At 67.2% G+C, this 26,070-nt stretch carries 27 protein-coding genes; 13 read left to right on the top strand and 14 right to left on the bottom strand.

Annotation, left to right across the window (positions count from 1 at the left end; genetic code table 11):
* The first annotated feature begins 29 nt into the window (after positions 1–29).
* Positions 30–1,226 carry a glycogen synthase gene (gene glgA, locus AZH51_RS10395; RefSeq protein ID WP_291523937.1) on the top strand — a complete coding sequence of 399 codons (1,197 nt, stop codon included), beginning with the start codon at positions 30–32 and terminating at the stop codon, positions 1,224–1,226.
* Positions 1,227–1,337: 111 nt separating this feature from the next.
* On the opposite strand, the gene AZH51_RS10400 is transcribed toward glgA, so the two are convergent.
* Positions 1,338–2,084 carry a hypothetical protein gene (locus AZH51_RS10400; protein WP_291523939.1) on the bottom strand — a complete coding sequence of 249 codons (747 nt, stop codon included), beginning with the start codon at positions 2,082–2,084 and terminating at the stop codon, positions 1,338–1,340.
* 32 nt (positions 2,085–2,116) lie between these two features.
* Between AZH51_RS10400 and AZH51_RS10405 the strand changes: the two genes are divergently transcribed.
* From AZH51_RS10405 to AZH51_RS10415, 3 genes are read left to right on the top strand one after another with little or no spacing between them, the layout of a single operon-like run.
* Positions 2,117–2,902 carry an ABC transporter ATP-binding protein gene (locus tag AZH51_RS10405; protein ID WP_291523941.1) on the top strand — a complete coding sequence of 262 codons (786 nt, stop codon included), beginning with the start codon at positions 2,117–2,119 and terminating at the stop codon, positions 2,900–2,902.
* Positions 2,902–3,705 (top strand): RNA methyltransferase, encoded by an 804-nt coding sequence (locus AZH51_RS10410; protein WP_291523943.1) that lies wholly within the window; start codon positions 2,902–2,904, stop codon positions 3,703–3,705. Before AZH51_RS10405 ends, AZH51_RS10410 begins: the two co-directional genes overlap by 1 nt.
* A 27-nt stretch (positions 3,706–3,732) precedes the next feature.
* Positions 3,733–3,924 (top strand): hypothetical protein, encoded by a 192-nt coding sequence (locus AZH51_RS10415; RefSeq protein WP_291523945.1) that lies wholly within the window; start codon positions 3,733–3,735, stop codon positions 3,922–3,924.
* Positions 3,925–3,960: 36 nt separating this feature from the next.
* On the opposite strand, the gene AZH51_RS10420 is transcribed toward AZH51_RS10415, so the two are convergent.
* The 3 genes from AZH51_RS10420 to AZH51_RS10430 are packed head-to-tail and all read right to left on the bottom strand — an operon-like array spanning position 3,961 to position 6,293.
* Complete coding sequence (locus AZH51_RS10420; RefSeq protein ID WP_291523947.1) at positions 3,961–5,202, bottom strand: GNAT family N-acetyltransferase; 1,242 nt, start codon at positions 5,200–5,202, stop codon at positions 3,961–3,963.
* On the bottom strand, positions 5,195–5,746 hold the full coding sequence (locus AZH51_RS10425) for an NUDIX domain-containing protein (RefSeq protein ID WP_291523949.1): 552 nt from the start codon (positions 5,744–5,746) through the stop codon (positions 5,195–5,197). The genes AZH51_RS10420 and AZH51_RS10425 overlap by 8 nt, the downstream gene beginning before the upstream one ends.
* Positions 5,747–5,753: 7 nt before the next feature.
* Positions 5,754–6,293, bottom strand: coding sequence for a YbaK/EbsC family protein (locus AZH51_RS10430; RefSeq protein WP_291523951.1), 540 nt, complete (start codon positions 6,291–6,293; stop codon positions 5,754–5,756).
* Positions 6,294–6,453: 160 nt separating this feature from the next.
* Between AZH51_RS10430 and AZH51_RS10435 the strand changes: the two genes are divergently transcribed.
* Entirely contained in the window at positions 6,454–6,942 is a 489-nt protein-coding gene (locus tag AZH51_RS10435; protein WP_291523954.1) for a hypothetical protein, read from the top strand.
* Positions 6,943–6,944: 2 nt separating this feature from the next.
* Here AZH51_RS10435 and AZH51_RS10440 read toward each other — a convergent pair whose 3' ends face one another.
* The 4 genes from AZH51_RS10440 to AZH51_RS10455 are packed head-to-tail and all read right to left on the bottom strand — an operon-like array spanning position 6,945 to position 10,178.
* Positions 6,945–8,312 (bottom strand): HAMP domain-containing sensor histidine kinase, encoded by a 1,368-nt coding sequence (locus AZH51_RS10440; RefSeq protein ID WP_291523955.1) that lies wholly within the window; start codon positions 8,310–8,312, stop codon positions 6,945–6,947.
* Entirely contained in the window at positions 8,309–8,992 is a 684-nt protein-coding gene (locus AZH51_RS10445; RefSeq protein WP_291523957.1) for a response regulator transcription factor, read from the bottom strand. The genes AZH51_RS10440 and AZH51_RS10445 overlap by 4 nt, the downstream gene beginning before the upstream one ends.
* 44 nt (positions 8,993–9,036) lie before the next feature.
* Positions 9,037–9,414, bottom strand: coding sequence for a DUF3037 domain-containing protein (locus AZH51_RS10450; protein WP_291523959.1), 378 nt, complete (start codon positions 9,412–9,414; stop codon positions 9,037–9,039).
* The gene (locus AZH51_RS10455) at positions 9,411–10,178 is read right to left on the bottom strand and encodes a HipA family kinase (RefSeq protein ID WP_291523961.1); all 768 of its coding nucleotides are present in this window, start codon (positions 10,176–10,178) and stop codon (positions 9,411–9,413) included. Before AZH51_RS10455 ends, AZH51_RS10450 begins: the two co-directional genes overlap by 4 nt.
* 42 nt (positions 10,179–10,220) lie before the next feature.
* Between AZH51_RS10455 and AZH51_RS10460 the strand changes: the two genes are divergently transcribed.
* On the top strand, positions 10,221–11,177 hold the full coding sequence (locus AZH51_RS10460) for an L-lactate dehydrogenase (protein ID WP_291523964.1): 957 nt from the start codon (positions 10,221–10,223) through the stop codon (positions 11,175–11,177).
* Here the strand turns inward: AZH51_RS10460 and AZH51_RS10465 are convergent.
* The gene (locus AZH51_RS10465; protein WP_291523966.1) at positions 11,174–12,184 is read right to left on the bottom strand and encodes an LLM class flavin-dependent oxidoreductase; all 1,011 of its coding nucleotides are present in this window, start codon (positions 12,182–12,184) and stop codon (positions 11,174–11,176) included. The genes AZH51_RS10460 and AZH51_RS10465 overlap by 4 nt on opposite strands.
* Positions 12,185–12,235: 51 nt before the next feature.
* Between AZH51_RS10465 and AZH51_RS10470 the strand changes: the two genes are divergently transcribed.
* From AZH51_RS10470 to AZH51_RS10485, 4 genes are read left to right on the top strand one after another with little or no spacing between them, the layout of a single operon-like run.
* Positions 12,236–13,009 carry a 1-acyl-sn-glycerol-3-phosphate acyltransferase gene (locus AZH51_RS10470; RefSeq protein ID WP_291523968.1) on the top strand — a complete coding sequence of 258 codons (774 nt, stop codon included), beginning with the start codon at positions 12,236–12,238 and terminating at the stop codon, positions 13,007–13,009.
* A 46-nt stretch (positions 13,010–13,055) separates the two neighbouring features.
* A complete protein-coding gene (locus AZH51_RS10475; protein WP_291523970.1) occupies positions 13,056–15,131 on the top strand; it encodes a DEAD/DEAH box helicase in 2,076 nt (691 codons plus the stop codon).
* Between the two features lie 46 nt (positions 15,132–15,177).
* Entirely contained in the window at positions 15,178–17,793 is a 2,616-nt protein-coding gene (mgtA, locus tag AZH51_RS10480; RefSeq protein WP_291523972.1) for a magnesium-translocating P-type ATPase, read from the top strand.
* A 50-nt stretch (positions 17,794–17,843) separates the two neighbouring features.
* Positions 17,844–18,032 carry a hypothetical protein gene (locus AZH51_RS10485; protein WP_291523974.1) on the top strand — a complete coding sequence of 63 codons (189 nt, stop codon included), beginning with the start codon at positions 17,844–17,846 and terminating at the stop codon, positions 18,030–18,032.
* An 89-nt stretch (positions 18,033–18,121) separates the two neighbouring features.
* Here the strand turns inward: AZH51_RS10485 and AZH51_RS10490 are convergent, their stop codons facing one another.
* Positions 18,122–19,816 carry a DUF222 domain-containing protein gene (locus tag AZH51_RS10490; protein WP_291523976.1) on the bottom strand — a complete coding sequence of 565 codons (1,695 nt, stop codon included), beginning with the start codon at positions 19,814–19,816 and terminating at the stop codon, positions 18,122–18,124.
* A 177-nt stretch (positions 19,817–19,993) separates the two neighbouring features.
* Here AZH51_RS10490 and AZH51_RS10495 point away from each other — a divergent pair, with 177 nt between their 5' ends.
* Positions 19,994–20,176: a hypothetical protein gene (locus AZH51_RS10495; RefSeq protein WP_291523978.1), complete on the top strand. Its 183-nt coding sequence runs from the start codon at positions 19,994–19,996 to the stop codon at positions 20,174–20,176.
* Between the two features lie 7 nt (positions 20,177–20,183).
* On the opposite strand, the gene AZH51_RS10500 is transcribed toward AZH51_RS10495, so the two are convergent.
* The 4 genes from AZH51_RS10500 to AZH51_RS10515 form a co-directional block, all read right to left on the bottom strand.
* Positions 20,184–21,143 carry an SDR family oxidoreductase gene (locus AZH51_RS10500; RefSeq protein ID WP_291523981.1) on the bottom strand — a complete coding sequence of 320 codons (960 nt, stop codon included), beginning with the start codon at positions 21,141–21,143 and terminating at the stop codon, positions 20,184–20,186.
* The gene (locus AZH51_RS10505; protein WP_291523983.1) at positions 21,140–21,616 is read right to left on the bottom strand and encodes a hypothetical protein; all 477 of its coding nucleotides are present in this window, start codon (positions 21,614–21,616) and stop codon (positions 21,140–21,142) included. Before AZH51_RS10505 ends, AZH51_RS10500 begins: the two co-directional genes overlap by 4 nt.
* Positions 21,613–22,809, bottom strand: a complete 1,197-nt coding sequence (locus tag AZH51_RS10510; protein WP_291523985.1) for a zinc-dependent alcohol dehydrogenase — start codon at positions 22,807–22,809, stop codon at positions 21,613–21,615. Before AZH51_RS10510 ends, AZH51_RS10505 begins: the two co-directional genes overlap by 4 nt.
* A 99-nt stretch (positions 22,810–22,908) precedes the next feature.
* Positions 22,909–23,361, bottom strand: a complete 453-nt coding sequence (locus AZH51_RS10515; protein ID WP_291523987.1) for an HIT family protein — start codon at positions 23,359–23,361, stop codon at positions 22,909–22,911.
* A 140-nt stretch (positions 23,362–23,501) separates the two neighbouring features.
* Between AZH51_RS10515 and mraY the strand changes: the two genes are divergently transcribed.
* A complete protein-coding gene (mraY, locus tag AZH51_RS10520) occupies positions 23,502–24,602 on the top strand; it encodes a phospho-N-acetylmuramoyl-pentapeptide-transferase (protein WP_291523989.1) in 1,101 nt (366 codons plus the stop codon).
* Between the two features lie 42 nt (positions 24,603–24,644).
* Positions 24,645–26,045 carry a DNA polymerase IV gene (locus AZH51_RS10525; protein WP_291523991.1) on the top strand — a complete coding sequence of 467 codons (1,401 nt, stop codon included), beginning with the start codon at positions 24,645–24,647 and terminating at the stop codon, positions 26,043–26,045.
* The last annotated feature ends 25 nt before the right edge of the window (positions 26,046–26,070 follow it).

A 26,070-nucleotide genomic window follows, 5' to 3' on the forward strand; every position in this document is an offset into this window, starting at 1 on the left:
CTGTCGCCGTTTGGACTAGCGTCATTCGGGTGAGGATCGACGTACTGACCAAGGAGTACCCGCCGACCATCTACGGCGGGGCCGGTGTGCACGTGACCGAACTGGTGAAAGCCCTGCGGGCACTCGATATCGAGACCCAGGTGCGCGCCTTCGGTGGGCCGAGGCAGGAGACCGACACCACGTCGTACGCCGACCTGCCGGAGTTGGCGTCCGCGAATGCCACCCTGCAGACGCTCGGCGTCGATCTGACGATCGCCGCCGACTGCGCGGGTGCCTCGGTGGTGCACTCGCACACCTGGTACGCGAACATGGCCGGGCACCTCGCGTCGCTGCTGCACGGGGTGCCGCACGTGATCACCGCGCACAGTCTGGAGCCGCTGCGGCCGTGGAAGGCCGAGCAACTCGGGGGTGGGTACGCCGTGTCCTCCTGGGTGGAGAAGACCGCCTACCTGGGGGCGGACGCCGTGATCGCCGTGAGCGACGGGATGCGCAAGGACGTGCTGGCCTCCTATCCGGACCTGGATCCAGCGCGGGTTCACGTGGTGCACAACGGGATTGACGCTTCGTCGTGGTCGCGTGATGTCTCGCCGGAGGCGACGTCGTTCGTGGAGTCAGTGGGCGTCGATCCTGCGCGACCGTCGGTCATCTTCGTCGGGCGGATCACCCGGCAGAAGGGGTTGCCCTATCTGTTGCAGGCGGTCGCCACCCTGCCGCCGGAGGTGCAGATCATCCTGTGCGCCGGGGCACCGGACACTCCGGAGATCCTGGCCGAGGTGGAGTCACTGGTGGCGTCGTTGCGGTCGACGCGGGATGGTGTGTTCTGGATCACCGAGATGCTGCCGCGACCCAAGATCGTGGCATTGCTCTCTGCCGCAACGGTCTTCGTTTGTCCGTCGATCTACGAGCCGCTGGGCATCGTGAACCTCGAGGCGATGGCCTGCGAGCTGCCGGTGGTGGGGACCGCGACCGGCGGCATCCCAGAGGTTGTGGTCGACGGGGTGACTGGCTGGCTGGTGCCGATCGAGCAGGTGTCCGACGGAACGGGGACACCGGTGTCGCCATCGACTTTTGTCGCTGCGTTGAGTTCGACTCTGGCGCAGGCTGTTTCGGACCCGGCAGAAGCGCGACGCCGCGGGATCGCCGGCCGGGAACGAGCGATCTCGGATTTCGACTGGGACGCGATCGCCCGGCGTACGGTCGAGGTCTACGAGTCCGTCCTGCGCTGAGTCGCTATTCGCCATCGGCGAGGTTGGGGGAGCTATCGAGGTTCCAGGAGGCGCATTCGGTGCATCCGCCTCCCAGATCCTGAATACCTCCCAGAACCTCGGGTCGGAACGTCACTCAGCGGGGATGAGGCCGGCGAGGCGCAGAGCCGCCGAGTTGGTGGCGTGTTCCAGCGCGGTCGTGGCAGCCGCCTCGAGGGTGTGCAACTGAACGGCGACCGCGCCGCCGCGTCCGTTCACCAGGTCGCCGGTGTGCTCCTGCGCCACTTCCACCGCAGACAGGATGGTGCCGGAGAGTTCGATCAGGCGCGCCGCCCGGGGCGGTAGGCCGTCCGGTAGGGCCCAGTTCTCGCTGGGGCGGGCGACGGCCGGTCGGCGAAGTTCGGTGGCGCCCAGGTCCAGCTCCTCCAGGGCGGCCGTCGACGAGCCCAGTGCCGCGCGCAGCTCGCGCTCCGCGAAGCCCACATCGATCCCGGTCAGACGGTGCTGGGGGACAGGATCGGCGTCAAACGGCAGGAACTCCACGCCGACGCCGAGGTCGCCCGCCGCGCCGTACTCACTGACCACGGGCACCACCACGCCGCCCAGGCCCGGCACGAACACGCACTCGCCGTACTCGATGGCGGCCTCACGCATCTCGTCGGGGCCGAGGGGCAGCAGGCCCGCCGCGCCGGGACGGGGGAGGGCGCACGCGAGCACTTGCTCCCCGAACTCGCCCCAGACGGTGAACCGCCCCACCGCGCCGGAAATGTCGTCGACGTCGGGCAGGGCGCGGACTACGGCCTCCTCTACCCGCATGGTGCCGCTCCAGGCAGCGGTCACCCAGAGGCACAGGCGGGTCGAGGCGGGGAGCGCGAACATCCCCACGATCGTAGGTGGCTAACCTCGGGGGCATGGGTGACGTGCTCGATTTCGACGAGGTGACCATTGTCCGTAGCGGCCGGAAACTGCTCGACAAGGTCACCTGGGGTGTCGACGAAGGCGAGCGGTGGATCATTCTCGGCCCCAACGGGGCGGGCAAGACGACCATGATGCAGATCGCGTCCGCGCAGATGCACCCGACCTCCGGGGTCGCCCGGGTGCTCGATGAGCAACTGGGCAAGGTCGACGTCTTCGAGTTGCGCCCGCGCATCGGCATTGCCTCCGCCGCGCTGGCCAGCCGGATCCCGAACGACGAGCGGGTGGGCGACGTGGTCGTGACCGCGTCGTACGGCGTGGTGGGGCGGTGGCGGGAGTCGTACGACGACCTCGACCACGGGCGCGCCGCCGAGTTGCTAGATCTGATGGGTGCCGCTCATCTGCTGGACCGGACCTTCGGGACGCTGAGCGAGGGTGAGCGCAAGCGGGTACAGATCGCGCGGGCTCTGATGGTGGATCCGGAATTGCTCATCCTCGACGAACCTACTGCCGGAATGGATCTGGGCGGTCGGGAGGACTTGGTGCGACGACTGGGGGAGATCGCCGAGGACATCTATGCGCCCGCCATCGTGATGGTGACCCACCACGTGGAGGAGATCCCGCCCGGCTTCACCGACGTCCTGATGCTGCGCGAGGGTGCGGTGGTGGTCGCCGGACAGATCGACGAGACGCTGACCGAGGAGAACCTCAGCACGACCTTCGGGATGCCGTTGGTGCTGGACCAGCACGGCGATCGGTACGCCGCACGATCCGCGACCTGATGGTCGTCTGGATCGACGATCCGGCCGATGAACGGGTCCGCGACTACTTCTCGCTGACCGATGTCGCGCTGCGCCGGATCCTTGAACCGGCTTCTGGGTTGTACATCGCGGAGTCCGAGAAGGTGATCCGGCGGGCGCTGGCGGCCGGCCATGAGCCACGCTCGTTCCTGATGGCCGAGCGGTGGCTCTCAGATATGGCGGACATCGTCTCGTCGACCTCAGCGCCCGTCTATGTCGCGTCGCCGGAGGTGATCCGGGCGATGACGGGATTCCACCTGCACCGGGGGGCGTTGGCGTCGATGCACCGGCCGACATTGCCGTCCGTCGGCGCAGTGCTGTCTGACGCGCGCCGGGTGCTGATCTGCGAGGACATCGTCGACCACACCAACGTCGGGGCAATCTTCCGATCGGCGGCGGCGCTGGGGATGGATGCCGTGCTGGTCACCCCGCGGTGCGCGGATCCGTTCTATCGCAGGGCAATTCGGGTGTCGATGGGGACGGTCTTCCAGGTTCCGTGGACCCGGATCGACCCCTGGCCGGGTGCTGTCGCGGCGTTGCGGGACGACGGCTGGACGGTTGCGTCCTTCGCGCTGTCTGATGACGCGGTATCGCTGGACTCGCTGGCTGCTGACCCGCCGTCACGCCTGGCACTGGTGGTGGGGACGGAAGGGGACGGTCTGTCCCCGGCGACCTTGGAAGCCAGCGACCTGGTGGTCACCATTCCGATGCGTGGGGGAGTGAATTCACTCAACGTCGCCGCTGCCACAGCGGTGGCCGCCTGGGCGCTGCGGGTCCGCGACTGACGGCCGTCGGTCTGTCACAGTGTCCGTATGAATGGCGCGCCCGGTGGCCGGATGCTGAGGTCCGATGTGTGGCCGTGGCTGCTGGCTGGCGTGGTCCTGATTGTGGCCGGGCTGATCTGGGGCAGTCTCGTCAACTGGGCCGGGATCGAGATGGTGCCGATGGCTCTCGGGGCAGGCTTCTTCGGCGTCGGAGTAGCGCGCATCCTCAAGGGCGACTAGCAGGAACGTGCGCCGCTGCTGCCTGGGCGCTTGCCATCATCCGATCGGCAGGGGCACGAACCCGGGCGCGGGGTCGGCGGCGAGACGCCCGTAGGTCGCGACGTCGATACGGGCTCCCTCGACCAGGAACTTGCCTCGCTCAAGACCCTCCTGCACGAAACCCGCACCCAGTGCTATCTGTCCGGATGCGGGGTTGTTCACGCGATACCCGAGTTCCAGGCGGTCAAGGCCCCCATCGCGCAAGACCAGGTCAGCTACTGTCGCCGCCGCGCGGGCGGTCCAGCCGCGACCGCGATGAGTGCGGTTCATCCAGTACCAGAACCAGCCACTGCGATTGGTCTCATCGACCGTGACCGCGACGAGTCCCACCAACCGGTCGGCGTCGGTGATGGCGAAAGCCTCCGTCGGACCATTGGGGTCGATGAGTCGGCCAACGTAGACCTCGGCATCGGCCAGCGTCTCAACCGCGCCCTGCCGAGCCATGTCGGAATCGGACCTGAACGCAGCCAGGACGTCGGCGGCGTCAGAAGCGGACACAGGCCGTAGGCCGGGAGCACCGATCGTGGCAGGATCCGGCTCGCGCTGCGGGGAAGCCGGGGTGAGCCGCATCCACCGGTCGTCCAGATCCTCGATGAGCAGGCCGTGCGAAGCCAGGCGTCCACGTTCGATCGCGACGTCAACCACATCCACCACCGTGCGCTGCACCGAGCGGTAGATAATTGACTGCTGGTCGTCCAGGAACTCGTACTCGTTGGTCACCGCGGCCACTGAACCGTGATCGTCACAGCTGAACCAGCGGTGGACTGCGAATTCGCCGTCGCGTCCCACCACGTTTCCCGGGCGCCGAACATCCGACCCCGCCTTTGAACGACCGAAATGGCTGTCGCACAGCACAATTCCGGTAGCAGTGACGAGACTCCGTATCGCTCGCCAGAAGGAGTCTCGTTCGTGGACGCGCACCTGGCAGATGACGTGGTGGGCGACTATCAGGTCGAACTGTCCCGTCCGGCCGACGGCTTCTTGCGCGGTCAGCGGGAGCACCGATACTCGACTCTTGTCCGGATTGTCCTGCAGGTTCCACAACAACGCATTGCGCGCGGCGTCGTCCGGTTCGAGACACATGATGCGGGCCTCCGGGAACCTGCTGAGCAACTCCAGAGTGCCCGTGCCGCATCCCGGCCCAAGTTCGAGGATGTGGGCGGCAGATCGCGCGGCGTCCAGCGGGTAGCTGATGGGCGATTGCCCTGCGTAAGCGGTGAATTCGGTATTGCTAATCATCCAACACATCCATCAGGGCGGTTACGAAACGGGTCAGGTGCGGGTCGGTGGTGGCCGGGTCCAAGCTCGCCGCCTCATCAAGGGAGAACCATCGCACGCTGGACATCTCCCGTCGGTCGATCCGCAGGCCTTCCTGCTCGCTGACGTCGAGTGCGTACCAGAGGCTGACGTCGGTGTGGACTTCGCGGTTGGTTTCGGTGATGGTCACCAGCAGCGGATCCGCACAAAGGAACCGAGCCTGAACCCCCAACTCTTCCAGACATTCCCGTCGTACGGCGTTCCGCGGGTCCTCGTCGACCTCGACGTGGCCGCCGGGCGGCAGCCAGAGTCCTGACCGCAGGTGTTCCTCCAGAAGCAGGGTCCGCTGCCGCACGTCGACGGGCACGAAGTACGACACCAGATGCGGGGACGGTGTCGCCGGTCGCTCGATCCGGAACAACCCAGCGCCGCTGTCGATCCAGGTCAATGACTCCTGGACGTGCTGTCGGGCCAGGTCGTCGACCGGGCGGATCGAAGTCACCGCGGCCCGGACGAGGTCACGCATCGACCCTTCACGCGTCAACGACCCGGGCCATCCCCTCGATGACGGTCGCGTTCGGCAGCTGCGCCGCACGGGCGCCCGGAATTCGCAGTTTGCCGGCCCGGATGCCGGAGCCGATCACGATCGAATCACGCTGCAACACAGCGCTGTCCACCAGCACCGGCCAGTCGGCGGGTAGCCCGATGGGGGTGATCCCGCCGTACTCCATCTGCGTGCGCGCCACCGCGTCGTCCATCGGCATGAAGGAGATCTTCCGGACGTCCAGGTGCCGTCGCACCACATTGTTGATGTCCGCCCGCGTCGTCGCCAGCACCAGCAACGCCGCGACCCGCTCGACGCCGTCGCGCTTACCGGCCACGATCACGCAGTTCGCCGAGTCGGCGAGGTCCATCCCGGTTGCTTCGACCAGGGCGGCGGTGTCGCTGATCGCCGGGTCTATGGCGACCGCGTCTACTTCGTCGGGGAAATCGAGAGCGGCGACGGCGGCCGCGGTGGACGGCGCCATGAGTTCGGGAGCCGACGCAGCAGGTTGCCAGAGCAGGGACGTCATGGCACCAGTCTCACCAACCACCGCCACGCCGGTGGTTGGGGGGTCAGTGAACCTTTACCGTCCGCTTACATTCCCCGGTCAACGACCGAACAACCGGCCCGCACGATCGTTCACGTGCTCGAACCTTCGGGCCCTTCCAGCCAACGAAAGAGGTTGTGTCATGAACAAGCGTCTGGCGGCTGCTGCGGCAGCCACCTGCGGTGTGGTCCTGGTCGGCGGGGGAGCCGTCGGCTACGCCGAATCGGCCAACGCCAGCACCCCCGCGCCGTCCGCCACGGCAACGACAAACGCTCAGAAGCACGGCGACCACAAGAAGCACCACGCCGGCATCCACGCCCTGCACGCCACCTGGGTCACCCGGGACGCCAAGGACAAGGGTTATTTTGTGACGCACGAGGAGATCCGCGGCAAGGTGGTCGCGCAGTCCTCGACGTCGATCACGGTCCAGGCGGCCGACGGTTTCAAGGAGACCCTGGCGGTGAACTCCAGCACCAAGATCCATCAGCGCGCAGGGAAGAAGGCCGAAGACAGCAGCCTGACGAAGATCACGGTGGGCGACGAGGCGATCGTGCTGGGGACCGGAGCGGTCAACTCCGCCACCGCCCAGAAGATCTGGTTCCACGCGCCGAAGGCGGGCACCCAGAGCTGATTTCAGGAGACCGCCGGGAAGCGGATCGTGAAGCGGGCCCCACCTTCGGGTGCGTGGCCCGCTTCGATCTGTCCGCCCATCGCGACGACCCATTGCCGCACGATCGCCAGTCCGAGCCCGGCGCCGACCTCGCGACTGCCGCGATAGCGGTCGTGCAGCACGCCACGGTCGAACGCGACCGGCAGATCGTCATGGGTCAGGCCCGGACCGCTGTCGCGCACCTCGATGATCGCGCCGTAGGCGTCCTGGGACAGGGCGAGCACGCCCCGCTCCCCCGCCGGCACGAGCCGCAACGCATTGGAGAGCAGACCGTCGAGGACCTGTTGCAGCCGTGCGGGATCAACCCGCAGCGTCACCCCCGGCGCGAGGACCGCCTCCCACTGGACCCCAGCCCCCTCGAACTGTGGTCGCCACACGTCCGCAGTGGTCGATAGCAGCGCCGACCCATGGACGAGGGTCAGGTCCAACCGCAACTGTCCGGAGTGCGCTCGACCCAGGTCGAGCAGATCGTTCACCATCCGGGTCAGGCGCCGCGCCTCAGCCAGCACGGTCTCGCCCACTGCCGCCGTCTCCTGCGGCGGGATTACCTGGTCAGCCAGCGACTCGGCGTACCCGCTGATCGTGGTCAGGGGTGTGCGCAGGTCGTGCGAGACGGAGAGCAGGAACTCCCGCTGGCTGGCATCGGAGGCGGCCAGGGAGGCGGCCATGGAGTTGATGGCGGTGGCCAGTTCGCGGGCCTCCGTGGAGCCGGTGGCGTCCACCCGCACATCTCTGTCGCCGTCCGCGATGGCATGAGCGGCCTGCGCCGTGAGCCGCAGCGGACGGGCCAGGCGGCGGCTCAGCACCAACGCCAGAAGGGCGGCCACCGTGAGGGCCACGAGCAGGGCAATGGCCACGCGCCAGATCACCGCGGTCGTCGCTCCGATCGCGTCCTGCTGACGTTGCAGCAGGACCAGCGCGCCATTGGCGGTGGGTCGGCCTTCGACCAGCACGTCGGTCCCCTTCAGGGGCCGGGTGCTGGATACGTCGTGTCCTGCCAGCAACCGTCGTTCGTCGCTGGCGCTGACAGCTCCCCTCAAGGGGGCGGACGCAGGTGTGACCGCGCCGGCCGGCGAGATCTGCACGGCCTCGACCCGCAGAGCGTCCAACGTCCGCAACGTACGCCGACCGCCCCGGTCGGCGTTGACGCTCTGATTGATCTCGATCGCGCCGGCGTCGGCGAGTTTGGACAGGGTCTGCCTAGCCCTCGACTGCGCATCGGCACGCACGAGCCGGGCGGTCAGCAACCCGGAGAACAACGCGGTCACCACCGCAATGAGGGCGGCCGCAAGGAAGATCTGCCGGAACAGCGAGTGTGGTCCCCGGTTCATCGGGCAGCTTGGGCGGAGTAGCCGACGCCACGGACCGTGCGCAGGATGTCGGCCGCGCCGAGTTTGGCGCGCAGTTGCGCGACGTGCACGTCGACGGTCCGGCTCACGGCGGACTCGTCATATCCCCACACGTGCCGCAGCAACTGTCCCCGGCTGAACACCTGGGTGGGATGCTGCATCAAGTAGGCGAGGAGGTCGAATTCAGTTGCGGTCAGGTCGATTTCGTTGTCGTCCACGAACGCTTGTCGGCTCGTGGTGTTGAGCACGACTGGCCCCAGACTCAGCGCGGGCGCACTGGCGGGATGCGCCGATCTGCGCAGCACGCCACCCAGGCGCGCCACCAACTCCCGGGGGGAGAACGGTTTGGTCAGGTAGTCGTCGGCGCCCAACTCGATCCCGAGCACCCGGTCGACCTCGTCGTCACGAGCACTGACGAACAGCACGGGCGTCCAGTCGTCGTTCGTGCGCAACGTCCGGCACACCTCGATGCCGTCCATGGTCGGCAGACCGATGTCCAGGATCAATGCCACCGGGCGGCGCGACCGCACCGCATCCAGCGCAGAGCGGCCGTCGGCCACCAGGAGCACGCGATACCCCTCGCGTTCCAGATAGCGCCGGATGATGTCGCTGATGGCTGTCTGGTCCTCGGCGACCACGACCAGCCCGCGCTGGGCAGACACATGCGCCACAGTACGGCGACCAGCTAGGTATCGGCTGGGACCGACTACCCCACGAGGCGCTGCAGCAACCGGTCCAACTCGGCCCGCGGGTCGTCGGTCACGCCACCGTGCACCGGACCCGGTTGCAGGACGGTGCTGCGCGGCGCGGACAACCACCCGAACCGTTGTCCCGGTTTGGCGTGCTGCGGCAGGCCGGGCGGTGGGTCGTCGTCGCAGACCCGTTCCAGGGCACGCAGTGAGGCATCCAGGGCAGGCAGGTCGACCGCTGGCGAAAATGCCTGCAGCCGAGAGGTATTCAGGTGGTAGGCGACCCCCAGGAAGTCGGCGAGCTGCGCGTAGAGCACGACCCCGACGTTCACGAACTCCTCGCGTTCGATCGCGGGCACGTAGCGCAGCGCGACGTACTGGTAGCCGTACGTCACGGCGAATCCTCGGGCAACCAGGCGGCCGGGTTGGCGACCCGCGCGAGGAGGTGATCGACGTACGCCGATCGCACACTGGCCGTGGACGGCAGCCACTCGGTGGTCTCCAACCATTCCTCGGGTACGAGGTCCACCACCTCAGCCAGGAGCGAGGGCGTCACCAACTCGGAGAGGCGCGCATGGGTGCCCGTCAGATCGCGGGCGATGGGGCGCAGGATGTGGCTTTCGGGGTCGTAGGGCTGCTCGGCGAAACGGGTCGGCGACGGTGCCCGCGTGGGCCACGCGTGCTGGAAGTAGAGCGCCGCGCCATGGTCGATGCACCACGTTTCGCCATGCCAGACAAGCAGATTCGGGTTCCGCGGCGTCCGGTCGATGTTCGCGGTGAAGGCATCCAGCCAGAGGATCTCGGCAGCGATGGACGCCGGGGGAGGCGCCGACCCGTCGTACCCGAACGCACCGGGCAGCAGGTCGACGCCCAGATTGAGTCCGACGCTGGCGGTGAGCAGGTCCTGCACTTCCTCGTCAGCCTCGTACTTCGCGATCGGCTCCGGCAGCTCGATGGCCTTGAGGGCGGGGACCCGGATACCCAGGGCCCGGCCGAGTTCACCGACGATCACCTCGGCGACCAGCACCTTCAGACCCTGGCCCGCTCCGCGGAACTTCAGCACCCAGGTCCCGTCGTCGTCGGCTTCGACCACGCCGGGCAGCGAGCCACCCTCGCGAAGCGGCGTCACGTAACGAATCGCGCGGGCGGTGGGTAACACGAAACGAGCCTAGCGAGACGTCGGAACCGACAAGATGGAGACATGAACCCCATCCAGGGCAGCAAAGTCTCAATCATCGGTGCGGGCGCGGTCGGTGCGACCACCGCCTACGCCCTCCTGATGCGCGGTGCGGCCCGCACGGTCGCGCTGATGGACATCAACAAGGCGAAGGTCGAGGCGGAGGTTCTCGACCTCGCACACGGCTCGGAGTTCAACCCCGCCGCCGAGATCATCGGCGGTACCGACGCGTCCGTGTGCGCCGATTCCGACGTCATCGTCTTCACCGCCGGCGCTAAACAAAAGCCCGGTCAGAGCCGTCTCGAACTGGCCGAAACCACCATCAAACTGGCGCAGAAGGTGCTGCCGGACCTGGTGGCTGTCGCCCCCGAAGCGATCATCATCATGGTCACCAACCCGGTGGACATCGTGACGTATGCAGCGCTCAAGGCAACCGGTCTGCCGCCCAACCAGCTCTTCGGTTCCGGGACGGTGCTGGACTCTTCCCGGATGCGCTATCTCATTGCCCAGGCCACCGGGGTCGCAGTGCAGAACGTGCATGCGTATATCGCTGGCGAGCATGGCGATTCGGAGATCCCGCTGTGGTCGACAGCCACCATCGGCGGGCTGCCGTTGCTCGACTGGACGCCGATGCCCGGGTACGCGCCGGTGGATGAAGCAGTCCGGGAACGTATCGCGCACGAGGTGGTCCACTCGGCGTACCAGATCATCGAAGGCAAGGGCGCCACCAACTACGCCATCGGGCTGGCCTCGACCCGCATCGTGGAGGCCATCCTCGGCGATGAGCGACGGATCCTGCCCGTCTCGACCCTGGCCACCGGGTTCCACGGGATCGGCGACGTGTGCCTGTCCCTGCCATCGATCGTCGACCGGCGCGGCTGCGACATGCGCCTGGACACCCCGATCAGCGACGAGGAGGAAGCCGGGCTGCTGGCCTCCGCCCGCGCGTTGCGCAACACGATCGAGCAGTTCGGCCTCTAGTTCGACCAGGCCTTCATCAGCAGTTCGTACGACGCGATCCGCTCAGCCGGGTCGTGCACGTTGGTGGTGATCATCAACTCGTCGGCTCCGCACGCGGCCGCCCGCTCCGCGATGCCCTCGGCGACCTGCTCAGGGGTGCCCACCGTGGCGAACCGGGCGAAACTGGCGGCGATCTGCTCGTCCAGCGGCGTCCAGGCGTACGCCGCGGCCTCGGCCGGCGAGGGGAGCGGACCGGGGTTGTTCTGCCGCAGCCGGACCATCGACAACGCGGCCGCCCGCTGAAGTTCAGCGGCCCGCTGCTCACTGTCCGCCGCGATGGCGGCCACCGCGAGCATGCTGTGCGGCTGGGTCAGGGACCCGGGTTTGCCGGTAGGGCGGAACTCCTCGCGGTAGATCTGCATCGCCTCGCGCGGATCCGCCTCGCCGAAGTGCCCGGCGTAGGCAAAGGCGACGCCGGCTGCGGCAGCCGCCTGCGCGCCGTACAGGCTGGAGCCCAGGATCCACACCGGGGGCAGCGGTACGTCGGTCGGCTGGGCCGAGATCGGGGCGAACGGGTGCTCGGCGGGGAACCCCTCGACGTACGCCAACAACTCGGCGTACTGCTGGGGAAAGTCGTTGGCCATCAGGGCTTCCCGGCTCCGGCGCAACGCCAACGCCGTCAGTTGGTCGGTGCCCGGAGCACGGCCCAGACCCAGGTCGATGCGGCCGGGGTGCAGCGCCTCCAGGACGCGGAACTGCTCGGCGACCTGCAGGGGCGCATAATTGGGCAGCATGATGCCGCCCGCGCCGACGCGGATCGTCTCCGTGTGGTCGGCGACCGTCGCGATCATCACGACCGGCGCGCTGCTGGCGACGCTGGGGATGTTGTGGTGCTCAGCGACCCAGAACCGGTGATAGCCGAACGACTCGGCCGCCTTGGCGAGCTGCACGGTCTCACGCAGGGCGTCCGAACCCGTGCGGCCGGAGGCGATGGGGGACAGATCCAGGACAGACAGCGGAAGGTTCACGCTCAGTACAACCCCACCGACCCGGCGGCGCATTCCGCCTAAAGTGTGTCCATGGAGCCTTTTTACGGGAGCATCATCCGCATCGCGCAGGGCGCCTTCGTGGCCCAGGGCCTGAAGGTGACCCGGATCGGATCGGAGAACATCCCGCGTAAGGGCGGCGCGGTGATCGCGCTGAACCACATCGGCTACATGGATTTCGCCCTGGCCGGCTACCCAGCGCTCGACCAGCATCGAATGATCCGCTTCATGGCCAAGAAGGAGGTCTTCGACCACAAGGTCTCCGGACCTCTGATGCGGGGGATGAAGCACATCCCGGTGGACCGTTCGGCGGGCATCGGGGCCTATCAGGCCGCCGTCCAGGCCCTGAAGGACGGCGAATTGATTGGGGTGTTCCCGGAGAGCACCGTCTCCCGGTCTTTTGAACTGCGCGGCTTCAAGACCGGTGCGGTGCGGATGGCGGCCGAGGCAGGGGTGCCGGTCCTGCCGTTGATCGTGTGGGGTTCCCAGCGGATCTGGACCAAGGGCCACCCCAAGCGCCTGGGCCGCACCAACATCCCGGTCACCGTGCGGGTGGGTGAGCCGATCTGGATCTCGCCGGACGCGGATGCCGAGGTCGCGACCAAGGACCTGCATGCGGTGATGGAGACGATCCTGCACGAGGTCCAGGAGGCCTACGAGCCGCTGACCGGCGACGACCTGGTGTTCCTGCCCGCACGCCTGGGTGGCAAGGCGCCGACGCTCGAGGCAGCCGCAGCGATCGAGGATGCGGAGTTGGCCCAGAAGAAGGCTGCCCTGGCCGCCCGCCGCGCACAGAAGGATTCCTGAGTCCTGCTACGGAGCACTGTCGGTGCCTGCTGAAAAGGTCACGGGCATGTCGACCAACACCCTGACTCCTGTCGCCGCCCGCACCCTGTCCGCGCTGGCAGGACCTGACGCGCAACTGCGTGACGGGCAGGGTGAAGCGCTCGACGCGTTGCTCGAGCCCGGCGCACGGGTTCTGGTGGTGCAGGCGACCGGTTGGGGCAAGTCAGCGGTCTACTGGATCGCGACCGCGACGCTGCGCTCCCAGGGCGCGGGTCCGACACTGGTGGTGTCACCGCTGTTATCGCTGATGCGCGATCAGGTCGCGGCGGCGGAGCGGGCCGGCTTGCGGGCGGCGACCTTGAACAGTGCCAACTTCGAAGAGTGGTCGGCAGTCGAATCCGCTTTGTTGGCAGACGAACTCGATGTCCTGCTGGTGTCACCGGAGCGGTTGGCCAACCCCGCGTTCGGCTCGCGCGTCATGGACGCCTTGGCCGGTCGGCTGGGGTTGCTGGTTATTGACGAGGCGCACTCGATCTCCGACTGGGGTCATGATTTCCGGCCGGACTACCGCCGGTTGGCGCGGCTGCTGCCGACGCTGTCACCGTCGGCTCCCGTGCTTGCCACCACGGCGACGGCGAACTCGAGGGTCGTGGATGACGTTGCGGCACAACTGGGTTCCGAGACAACCGTGCTGCGCGGTCCGCTGGCGAGGCGCAGTCTGCAGCTGGCCGTGCTGCCGCGGATGGACCCGTTGTCGCGGTACGCCTGGGTGGTGGCCAACCTGCCGTCCCTGCCGGGCAGCGGCATCATCTACACCCTGACCGTGGCCGACGCCGAGCGGCTGGCCGACGCGATCCAGGCGGAGTACGGCGATGGGTTCCCTGTCGCTGCCTACACCGGTGGCGTGGATGCGCAGGCCCGTCTGCGGTTGGAAGAGTCCCTGCGCGACAATACGGTCAAGGCGTTGGTGGCGACCTCCGCGCTCGGAATGGGTTACGACAAGCCGGATTTGGGTTTCGTGGTGCACGTCGGCGCCCCGCCGTCACCGGTCGCGTACTACCAGCAGGTGGGTCGCGCCGGTCGCGCGATCGACTCAGCCATCGCCCTTCTGTTGCCCGCACCTTCTGACGATGCAGTGTGGGACTACTTCGCGACAGCGACCATCCCTACCTCGTCGGAGGTCTCCCGGCTCCTGGCCTTGCTCTCTGACCAGCCCCAGTCGATCCCCGCTCTGGAGGCCGAGTCCGGCATCCGGCGATCACGGGTGGAGTTGCTGTTGAAACAGCTGGCAGTGGAGGACGTTGTGTCCCGCACGGCTGACGGTTGGATCAGCACCGGCGCAACGTGGGAGTTCGACCAGGCGCACTACGACGGCGTGCTGGCGCAGCGTCGCGCTGAGGCGGACATCATGCGTGCGTACGTGCGTGGCGAGCGGTGCCTGATGCAGCTGCTCCAACAGTCGCTCGATGATCCGACCGCAACGCCGTGTGGTCGCTGCAGTGTGTGTCTGGGCAGCTTGCCGGACGGTCTGAGTGCGGACGTGTCGTCGGCCGCCGTGGCCAGTGTGCGGTCCCGGTTGCGGACCGGCAGCCAGGTGCTCGAGCCGCGCAAGATGTGGCCGGGCGGTGCCTTCGGCACGAAGGGCCGGATCCCGCCGCAGTTGCAGGCCGAGCCAGGTCGCGTCCTGGTCCACGCTGATGCTGTCGAATGGTCCGGGGAACTGGCCGGCGCGTTGTCATCCGATGGCCCGGCCTCTGCTGACCTTTTGGATGCAGCTGTGAGTTGCCTTGTCAGCTGGAAAGACTCGTGGTCAAGCCGGCCGACCATGATCGTCAGTCTGGCCGCTGCGAACCGGCGCGAGTTGGTCGCGTCCGTGGCGGAACGACTGGCTGCAGCGGGGCGGTTGCCGACGGCTGCCTGGGACGTATCGCTCGCTGGCCACCCCGGTGCGGCTGCTTCGGGGGAGGAGGCGGCCTGGTGGCGCACGGTGCTCATCGACCCGCCGGAGGTGGCCGGGCAGCAGGTGCTTCTCGTGGTCGACGAGACGTCCTCGGGTTGGGTGTGCACGGTCGCGACGGCGGCGCTGCGGGACTCCGGAGCGAGCGGCGTGCTGCCGTTGGTGGTCCACCGGACGGTGGGATAAGTGGTACCCCTGCGGCAGCCGTGGCAGCGGGGTTATCGTGACAATCGTGGCGCAGCCGTTGACCTTTGCGGAGGCCGCCTCGGCCTCGGTAGACGATGTTCTGGCGACGGTGGAATCCAGCCATGACGGGCTGACCTCGACCGAGGCGGCGGCTCGCCTACAGCGGGACGGGCCGAACGCCGTACGCACTGAACGCGTGCGAGCGATCGTGATCCTTGCCCACCAGCTGAACAACGCGGTCTTGATCCTGCTGGCCGGCACGGCGGTCGCGTCGGTCTTCCTGGGGGACCGGACCCAGGCAGCGATCATCGGGATCATCCTGCTGGTCAGTATCAGCCTGGGATTCGTCAACGAGTACCGCGCCCAGCGGGCGACCGAGGCGATGCACTCCCGGGTCCGGCACACCACCGTCGTCCAACGCGACGGCCAGTTCACCCCTGTGGATGTGGGTGACCTGGTGACCGGCGACGTCATCCGGTTGACGCTTGGCGAGGCGGTGCCGGCCGATCTGCGGCTGATCAGCGTGGACGGGCTCAGTTGTAACGAGGGCCTCCTGACCGGGGAATCGGTGAGTGCGGACAAACAGGTGGACCCCGTTCCAGAGGGCACTGCGATGGCTGATGCCACTGATCTGGCGTTCATGGGGACCATCGTGACGGCCGGCAGCGGCGTCGGGGTCGTCTACGCAACTGGTGCGTCCGCCGAGTTCGGCCGCATCGCGGCGAGCCTGGACACTCGCGCTCCCGAGACCCCGTTCCAGCTCGGACTGCGCAAGTTCTCCTACTTGCTCCTGTGGGTTGCTGTCGTGCTGACCATCTTCATTCTGCTCACCAATCTGCTGATGCGCCGACCGGTCATCGACTCCCTGCTGTTCGCACTGGCGATCGCGGTCGGGATCACCCCTCAGCTTCTTCCGGCGGTGGTCAGCAGCAGCCTGGCCAACGGGTCGGCACAGTTGGCCAAGCGGAAGGTTCTGGTCAAGCGGTTGGTGTGTATCGAAGACCTCGGCGACGTCGATGTGCTCGTGACCGATAAGACGGGCACGTTGACGGAGGGACACATCAGTTTCGGTGCCGCCGTCGACCCGGCCGGCAACCCTGATCCCACGGTGTTGCGACTGGGGCTGTTGTCGACCGACGTCGACCCGGCGACCGGAGGGGCGAGTGGCAACGATATGGATGACGCGCTGTGGCAGGCACCTGCCGCGCGAGCCGACGGACAACCCATCACGCAGGGGTGCACCCGGATCGCGCTGCTGGCTTTCGATCACACCCGCCGGATGACTTCGACGGTGGTCGAGGTGCCGGGAGCGCAGGACCAACGCCTCCTGGTGACCAAAGGGGCACCGGAACAGGTCATGGTGCAGTGCGTGGACCTGCCATCGGGTGCGCAGCGCACGCTGGACGGCCTCTTCGAGCAGGGGCTGCGGGTCGTCGCGGTCGCGAGCCGGCCGGCCCCCGGGCTTACCGCCGTGCACCCGGATGACGAACGGGCACTGCACCTGGCCGGTTTCTTGTGCTTCGCGGATAACCCCAAGGAAGCGGCTCGCGATTCGCTACGGCAGCTGCACGATCTGCAGATCGAGGTCAAGGTCGCCACGGGCGACAACGCCCAGGTCGCGCAGAAGGTATGCGCCGACCTCGGGCTGGTGTCCAAGGGTGCGATCACCGGCAGCCAGATCGATGCGCTGCATGATGATGCGGCTTTCGATGAAATGGTCGCCAACACAACCGTTTTCGCCCGTGTCACCCCCGAACAGAAGGCGCGGATCGTGCGCTCCGCGCGGGGCCGGGGACGCTCGGTGGCCTTTCTGGGCGACGGCGTGAATGATGCTCCGGCGCTGCATGCTGCAGACGTGGGGATCTCCGTGGACTCGGCGACCGACGTGGCCAAGGATGCCGCGGATGTCGTGTTGTTGGACAAGGACCTGGGAGTGCTTGCCGACGGAGTCGCGCAGGGCCGGCGGATCTTTGCCAACACCATCAAATACGTCCTGATGGGCACCTCGAGCAACTTCGGCAACATGTTCAGTGCGGCCGCGGCATCGGCCTTCCTGACCTTCCTGCCGATGCTGCCGGGCCAGATCCTGCTGAACAATCTGCTCTACGACAGTTCGCAGTTGGCGATCCCGACCGACCGGGTCGATGCGGAGCAACTGCGCGCGCCGTCGCACTGGGATGTGGGTTTCATCCGGCGGTTCATGCTCACCTTCGGTCCGATCAGTTCGCTCTTCGACTTCCTGACTTTCGCTCTCATGCTGACTGTGCTGCACGCCGGACCGCCGGAGTTCCGCACGGGTTGGTTCGTGGAGTCCTTGGCGACGCAGACGCTGATCATCTTCGCTATCCGCACCCGGCGGATCCCCTTCCTGCGCAGCAAGCCAAGTCTGCCGCTGGTGTTCGCCACCACCGCCGCCATCGCGGTCGGCGTCGGCATCACCCTTTCTCCGCTCGCGGCAGAGTTGGGCTTCACTTCGCTACCTCTGGCTTTCTATCTCGCACTGGTGGGACTGACCATCGCATACCTGCTCCTGGTCGAGGCGACCAAGAAGGTCTTCTACGACGATCCGATGCACCTGGCCGGGCCGCGACCGCGTATCAGAGGCCAGGCCCACCGGATAGATCGGCGCGCGGCTCGATTCACCCAGCACGCCGGGTCGTGAGCTCACCCGCGGGAGGCTACGAGGTGCTGGTCGGCGGGGACTGTCGGTAGATGAGCGATGACACTCCAGACACGTACGTGGCTCCCGTGGACCAGCAGGACGGCGGACCGGGGTCTCATTCCGAGGATGACTTTCGCGGCGCCGATAACGATGTGGCCAGCGGTGGATCGGACGAGGGCGCCAGCGAGAGTGCCGATGCCGACGCCAACCAGGACGACGACTCGGATGGTGACGTCTAGGGCTGGGAACCTCCAGGGGGCTGTCGTCCCCCATCGCTGGTTGCTCAGTCGCGATTTCTCAGTTGCCTGGTCGTCAGTCGCCGGTTTGATCAGTCGCCGGGGGTGGTGAGGTAGGTGCGGCCGGTGGGGCTGGTCCAGGTGCAGACCCCGGTGGGGGACATGGTCACTTTCCAGCCGCCTTCGTGTTTGGCGCGGTGATGGTGTCGGCACAGGCATTGCAGGTTGTGCGCCGCGGTCTCTCCGTCGGGGTAGCGGACGACGTGGTCGATGTCGGACAGTTTCGCGGGTCGGGTGCAGCCGGGGAAGCGGCAGTGTTGGTCGCGGGCTTGCACGAACCGGGCCAGGCGGGCACCGGGCCGGTAGGAGCGGTCACCGGTTTCCACCACGACGCCTGTTGCCGTGTCGGTGAGGGCTCGGGAGAGTTTCACCCCGAGGAGGTGGGTCATTTCGGTGATGGTCCGTGCGGGGATGACCCCGACCCGGGGTAGCAGCAGGTCACCGATGGCTTGGCCTGGTGGGCGGTGTTGGTGGGTGAGGTTGTCCGGTTCGGGCACGTGCTCACACCCCGGTGGTCCGGTTCGTTGTTGAAGTCCGGTGGAGGTGCTGGCGATTGCGTTGAGTTCGGCGAGTTCTTGATCGAATAGTGCCCGGAGTTCTTCATCCATCAGGTCGCGGCCGTTGATCGGGACCAGTCCTTCGGCGCGCAGGTCCTGCTCGATCAACGCTTCGTGGGCTAACAGGGATGCCTCGATGAAATCCAGGCCATTGAACAGGTCCTCGCCGGGGTCACCCGCGAACGGGTCGTCCTCCTCAGATCCGACCGGATCGCCGGACGCCGCCGCAGCTGGCGGGTCAGCGTCGGCTGGGGCAGTGGTGTCGATCGGGATCAGGAACGTCAGCTGGGTGTCGACACCGACCCCGGCCAGGGTCAGGTCGGTGAGGGCGTCGACCCGGCACTCCGCCAACGTCTTGTCCGTGGTGGTCACCGAGCGCAGGTCCCGGGCCAGTTGGTCGATCGCGGCCATCAGTTTCGCCGCCTCCAGAGTCGGGAGTACCGCGGTCAGTTCCGACAGGCCCGGTTCGTGATGCTCCCGGACGAACACCCCCACCGCCGAACGACGCCGTGCTTGGGCTGCGGCATCTGCTCCGATCGGGTCCAGGCGCACCCTCAGCCGGCACGCCTTCGCCCGCAGCTTCGCTGCGGTGGTGGTCTCGGGGTCACCAGCCAGAACGCGGTCCTCTACCGCGGCGGTGACGTGTTCAGGTGCGCCGGTGGTGACGTCAGCGACCACGGTGGCTTTGAACGGGTCCAACCCGCCGGCACCGACCCGGTCCAGCAACCGGGGGCAGCGATCGAGGGTGTCGATGGCGTCGCTGATCCGGTTACCGGCTTGACGGTCCGACCACCCCAACCGGGTGGCGACTTCGAGGGGGAACCACTCATCGACGAAGGTGCCCGGCTCATGCCGCACGACCCGGGACACCAGTCGCGGCAGCGCACCTTCGACGGGGTTCGGATCCTCGCGGTGCTCGATCGCCGCAGCCTGCGCGATCCGATGCGTCTGCACACCCCACGCGCAGTTCTGCACCCGCTGCGCCAACGCCACATCCGTCAGCAGTGCTTCTTCCGACAGGGCAGCAGCACCCGAACCGACCCGGTCATACGCGATCTGCAGCAACTGCTCAGAGGCCCGCAACAGGTCCCAGACAGAGGCCCCGGTCAGCACCGCGTCCGGGACCGCGGCAACGATCCCAGAAGAGGACTCGGAGGGGGTCGCGGACATACCCATAGTGTACTGGTGTTCGACACCCGGAACCAGATATGCACAGCCCGAATTCGATCCAATTCACTACGCTCACAGCGGAACTCGCGACGTACCGCGAGCGCGCGATCAAGGACCGTTGCCTCGGATCACCCAACGGGGGCTACACACTGGGCGCCGACATGGGACCGTCGATAAATGAGCGATGACACTCCAGAGACCTATGTGCCGGCCGTCGACCAGCAGGACGGCGGGCCGGGGTCGCATTCTGACGATGACTCCGGCGGCGCCGACAACGACGTGGCCAGCGGTGGATCGGACGAAGGCGCCAGCAGCTCCAACGCGGATGACGAGCACACATCGGACGACGACACCGACTGAACCGGTCTCAAGTCGTGGGGCGCTGGTTGGTGCGTCGTGCGGCCCGATCACCGAGTGTCGTGAGCGCGCCTACGACGCGTAATGCCCTGGGTCCGAGTTCTTTTCGTGCCGTGTCACCTTTGACCGTCCCCGTGGGCTGGTCGCCCGGAGCTGCGGGAAGGGTTCGCACCACCAGACCCATCACCCGCGTGGTGAGGCCAGGTGCAAGTCCGCGGACCCGGATGCCCAGCCAGGTCAGCGGCGTGAGTACGACGTTCGGCCGGCCGGCGAGGACACCGGCGACGATCCGCCGGGCCGCTCGGTCGGCGTCGATGGACAGGATAGGGAGCGATGCGGCCGGCGCGAACCATGCGTACTCCGCGGCTGCGTCGCCGGCGAACTCGGCCTGCCCGTGCGATCCGGTCCTCATCAGACCCGGTATCACCGTCGTCGCGGTGATCCCGCTGCCCGACAGTTCGGCTGCCAGGCCGTCAGTGAATCCGACCGCGGCGAATTTGGCTGTGGCGTAAGGCAACAAGTGTGGCGGCGAGATCATCCCGCCGACCGAGGTCACCACTCCGATGCGGCCGCGACCGCGCTGGCGCATGTGTGGCAGCACGGCGAGCACCGCCACCACCGGACCGGTGCCCATTGTCTCCATGGCCTGATCGAACTGCTCCAGACCGACCGATTCCAGTGGCCCGGCCTGGATCACGCCGGCAACGTAGATCAGCACGTCGATTCCGCCGTACGTCGCCGCTACCTCGTCGATCATTGAGGACAACGCGTCCCGGTCGCGTACGTCACAGACACGCGGGCGGACCGCGGTCCTACCCGTTTCTTCAGTCAACTGCCTTGCGGCCGCGTCGAGTTCGATCGCGTCACGGGCGGTGATGACGACCTCGTACTCACGCGCCAGCAACTCACGCGCGATGAGTAGACCCAGGCCGCGGGAGCTGCCGATCACCAGGGCGACGTCGCTGGTCACTTCGAGACCACGTGCTCGTGCAGCCGGGACAACGTCTCCTCCTGTTCCAGCGCCCGCTCCTTGAGTCCCGTCAATCTCTCAAGGTCGAGTTCGTCGCGCGTTTCACTCAGAGACACCAAGGTCTCCCACAGCAGCGCTTTGGCGTTTACGCCTGCCTGCAACGCCTCCAACTCGAGCACGTCAGCACCTGCTGACCGATGCCATAGTGAACCGTTCGGTTTGAAGCGACCGGCGAATTCACCGGCGACAGCGGCATATTCAGTGAGCGAGCTGCGACGAACGCCAAGGGACTGCATCACCTGGGCAAGCGCATCGCGATCCTCGGCGACCTTCTGGGCCAGTTGCCCGACCTGCTGCCGAACCTCGGCGACGCTGTGTCCGTTGGCGACCCGCCCGAACAGCCGCACGCCTGCTGTCGCTCCCGCGTAGTGGTCGCGTAGGTACAGCGGGAGCCAATCAGTCGTGTCGCTCATGACGCTCCTCCCGGCCGAAGGACGACTTTGACGCACCCTTCGGCTTTCCGCTGGAAGATGTCGTACATCTCGGCAGCGTCCTCCAACGGGGCGTGGTGGGTGGCCAGTGATTCGACGCCCAGGGTGTCCCGCTCATCGCCGAGGATCTCCAGCAGTTCGTCCGTCCAGCGCCGTACGTGACACTGGCCCATCCGCAACGTCAGCCCCTTGTCGAAGATCGTCATCATCGGGAACGGATCAGCCATCCCGCCGTAAACGCCACTGATCGACACGGTCCCGCCGCGGCGTACCGCATCGAAGGCGGTGTCCAACGCCGCCAGCCGGTCGATTCCGAACCGCTCGGTGGCCGCCTTGGAGACCGGTGAGGGAAGGCGGGAGGCCGCGCCGATGAGCTTTTCGGCGACCGGGTTGCCGTGGGCTTCCATGCCGACCGCTTCCACCACGCAGTCCGGTCCGCGTCCTTCGGTGAGGTCCTTCAGTGCCGCGGCAGCGTCGTCCGTCTCGTTGATGTCGACCACCTCGACGCCCCACTCCCGCGCGAGGGCAAGGCGTTCGGGCACCAGGTCGACGCCGATGACCCGCTTGACCCCTCGACGCAGGGCGGATCGGACCGCCAACTGACCGACCGGTCCGAGACCGACAACAGCGAGCGTTCCGTCCTGGGGAACGTCGGCATAGACCACGGCCTGCCAGGCGGTGGGCAGGATGTCGGACAGGTAGAGGAACCGTTCGTCAGGCGGGTCCGCGGGCAGCTTCACGGGTCCGAAGTCCGCGTGCGGGACGCGCACCAACTCAGCCTGCCCACCGGGGACGGCGCCATAGAGGCTGGTGTAGCCGAACAGACTTGCCCCCTTGTCCTGTTCGACGTTCTGGGTGGTCTCGCACTGTGCGAACAGCCCCCGCTCGCACATGAAGCAATGGCCGCACGAGATGTTGAACGGCACGACCACGCGGTCTCCGGGCGCGAGGTTCTGCACCGCCGAACCGACCTGCTCGACGACGCCCATGAATTCGTGGCCGAGGATGTCGCCCTTAGTCAGATAGGGAGCGAGCACCTTGTACAGGTGCAGGTCTGATCCGCAGATGGCGGTCGAGGTCACCCGCACGATGGCATCGGTCGGCTCCTGCAGGGTCGGCTCGGGAACCTCGATCACGCGAACGTCTTCAATTCCCTGCCAGGTCAACGCCTTCATCGCTCGAACGTACGGAGGTCCAACCCAACGAGGCACACCCCAACCGACTCGCCGTCAGGGGTGAGGTGCAACCGGCCGTGATGTGCCGACGAGCAGCATTCACCTGACGGCGAGGCTGGCCGTCAGCTGCGCAGCCAGGTCGTCGAGCTCGTCTGCTGGTATCCATTGAGACTGGTCATCGGTCAGATAACCGAAGACGCGTGGTCCCTTGAGTTCGGCGGGAAGGTCAGCGGCGCGCGGCACGAGATGAATATGCAAGTGTTCGAAGCCTGCTGCCTCCGCGAACTGGAGCAAATACGTCTTCACGCACCCGGTAACCGCCCGCAGCGCGATGCTGAGATCGCGGATCAACCCGCCCAGTTCATCAGCGGCCGCCGGGGACAGGTCGGCGAATGAGGTGACGTGAGTTCGGGGCACGAGGACCAACCAGCCGGGCAGTGTGCTGTTGAACGCGTGCGCCGCACGCCAGTGCGTTGTCGAGACAACGTTCTCCCGCGGCGGCAATGACTCGAGGGCTTCGTGACGACAGGGATAGCAGGAAGCGGTGTCCACGTCGGCGACGATAGAGGGCGTGCGTACGACCGTGGGCGGCGTGTCAGGAGAAGAGGGCTGGTGTCGTCTGGCATGGTGTCCGTCGTGCCTTCGAACGCCATCCGGACTGACGGCCCGAGGGCAGGATCGAGGGGTCCCCTTTGAAGCTCGTCGTGATCTCCGCGCTGTGCTCGGTCGTGTTCGGTCTGATCGGCACACGATGGTTCATCACGTTGGCCACTCGCAAAGGGTGGGCCCAATACGTCCGCGATGACGGCCCCGTTTCCCATCACACCAAACGAGGCACCCCGCAAATGGGCGGGATCCCGATCTTGTTGTCCGCCGTCCTGGCGTACGCCGTTGCCCACCTCGTGACATGGACACCCCCGACTGCCTCCGGGCTGCTGGTTCTCTTCCTCATGCTGGGCACCGGCTTCGTGGGTTTTCTGGACGACTGGCGCAAGATCCGCCGGGAACGATCATTGGGCCTGACTGGTCGGGAGAAGCTCATCGGCCAGGCACTGGTCTCCATCGTCTTCGTCCTGCTCGCCACCCAGTTCTCCCGCGACGGACTGACCCCGGCGAGCTTCCATATCTCCTTCCTGCGTGACACCTGGGTCAACCTCGCTTTCGCGGGCACCGGTATCGGACTGGTGCTCCTGGTGCTCTGGGCCAACGTCATCATCGCCGGGGCGAGCAACGGGGTGAACCTCACCGACGGTCTCGACGGGCAAGCAGCGGGTGCGTGCGTGATGGTGTTCGGGGCCTATGTCCTCGTGGCCATCTGGCAGTTCAAACAAAGTTGCCAGACGGTCGCCATAGCCCACTGTTACGCAGTCCGCGATCCACTCGACCTTGCCGTCGTGGCCGCGGGGGTGATGGGTGCTTGTTTCGGGTTCCTGTGGTGGAACGCCTTTCCCGCAAGGCTGTTCATGGGTGACGTGGGCTCGCTCGGGCTGGGCGGCGCGTTGGCCGGTCTCGCTATCACCACCCGCACCGAGTTGCTCATGGTCATCCTCGGCGGACTGTTCGTCACTGTGACGATGTCATCCATCCTGCAGACCGGCTACTTCAAACTCACTAAGCGTCGCAACGGTGGTGTCGGGAAGCGGCTGTTCAAGATGGCGCCGTTGCATCATCACTTCGAGTTGATCGGATGGGAGCAGATCACCATCACGATCAGGTTCTGGATCGTCTGCGGCGTCTGTGTCGTCTTCGGGTTGGGCCTGTTCTACGCCGAGTGGGTCACCGCCGCGACGTGAGCCGCGAAGCCCGCGTGGCAGCACGTCAGCGACGATAGGGGCGTGCGTACGACGGCGAGCATCCTGCACCTGGATCTTGACGCCTTCTTCGCCGCCGTTGAGCAACGCGACAAACCCTCCCTGCGCGGCAAACCCGTCGTCGTCGGCGGCATCGGCAACCGCGGCGTCGTGGCGACCGCGTCCTACGAAGCCCGCGCGTACGGCGCGCGCTCGGCGATGTCGACCTCCGAGGCCCGCCGCCGCTGCCCGCCAGGCACCGCGTTCCTCTTCCCGCGCGGTGAGGCCTACCGTCGCTCGAGCCGCGTAGTCATGGAGCTGTTGCGCGAGCTCTCGGACAAGGTCGAGCAGGTGTCCGTCGACGAGGCGTACGTCGATCTGGCGGCAGAGGGGGAAGCGCACCTGACCGTCGCGCAGGTACGGACCCGCGTCGAAGAACTCCTGGCCACCATCGAGGAGGGCACCGGTGGTCTGACCGCGAGCGCCGGCGTCGGCAGTTCCAAGATGATCGCCAAGATCGCTTCCGACATGCACAAGCCGCACGGCCTGGTCATTGTCAATCCCGGTGACGAGGAGGACTTCCTCGCTCCGCTACCGGTGCGCGCGCTCGGCGGCGTCGGCCCGGCCACCGCGGACCGATTGCGCACGTTCGGTGTCGAGAAGGTGGCCGATCTGCGAAGGATGACCGAGTCCGATCTGATCAGCATCTTCGGAAACGCCCACGGCTCAGGCCTTTTCGCCATTGCCCGCGCGCAAGACGACCGAGAGGTGATCACCGAACGCGAGGCCAAGAGCATCTCCGCCGAGGAAACCTTCGACGTGGACGTCGTGGACCGCGCCGTACTCAACGAGGAACTCGCCCGCCTCACCGATCGGGTCAGCGCGCGCCTCACCGAACACGGGGCCTTCGCCCGCACCGTCACCATCAAGGTCCGCCACCACGACTTCAGCACCTTCACCCGCAGCGTCACCGCCAGCCATCCCACCGACGACCCGGCCGCGTTACTGCGCCTGGCGATCGGGTTGCTGGAGGCCCACGACGTCAGTGACGGGCTGCGCCTGCTCGGCTTCGGCGTATCCGGTTTCGTCGCGCACGCCCAGGCCGCGCTCGACATGCAGTGGCCGGGGGAGGAGGACCTGCCCGTCGCCACGGCCAGCGCGGAGGACGAGGTGGCACACGACCAGGTCGCCAACGCCTGGGGTTCGGCACAGGCCCTGGTCAGCCGCCCCGCGGCGTACGCCATCAATCCCGGGGACCCGGTGTGGCGCCCGGGCCAGGACGTCATCCACGAGGAGTACGGCGCCGGCTGGGTCTGGGGCAGCGGGCGCGGCGTGGTGACGGTCCGCTTCGAGGGTCCGCGGACCGAGCCGGGCAAGGTGCGGTCCTTCCGGGCCGCCGACGACGCGTTACGCCCCGCGGATCCACCAGACTGGACCACGCCGTGAGGGGCCGTCGTAACACCGGCGCAAC

This window comes from Branchiibius sp. NY16-3462-2 (assembly GCF_001594145.1).
GTDB lineage: Bacteria > Actinomycetota > Actinomycetes > Actinomycetales > Dermatophilaceae > Branchiibius.